This window comes from Photorhabdus sp. RM96S (assembly GCF_042879335.1).
GTDB lineage: Bacteria > Pseudomonadota > Gammaproteobacteria > Enterobacterales > Enterobacteriaceae > Photorhabdus > Photorhabdus kayaii.
On record NZ_JBHFKT010000220.1, the window covers coordinates 1 to 323 of the forward strand.

At 44.3% G+C, this 323-nt stretch carries 1 protein-coding gene; it reads right to left on the reverse strand.

What is annotated here, in order from left to right:
• Positions 1-323: ISAs1 family transposase (locus ACGF49_RS25070; RefSeq protein ID WP_387493485.1), on the reverse strand; the 323-nt coding region annotated here is incomplete at both ends.

Here is a 323-nt window from a genome sequence, read left to right on the forward strand (position 1 = left end):
ATAATGTCCCCTTACAGGTTCCTCTCAGGGTTTTTCCATCAATGGCGATAAGACTTTTTCCTGCCCTGACCCGACGCTGGTTGATCCAGGCATAAAAGGCTTCAACCAGTGCATCTTGCTCTATCATTTTGATAATATTAGCAATACAGTGACGACGGGGAATACCGTGAGTAAAATGCGTGTATTGTTTAAGCCACTCGCTCTGTAACTCCCCAAATTCCTGAATCGATTTCCAGCCAGAAGCGCCGCATAATACAGCGGAGAAGGCTAAAAAAATCACATCCATTAGCTCATGTTTTTTATTGATGTCAGAACGGGGGTCT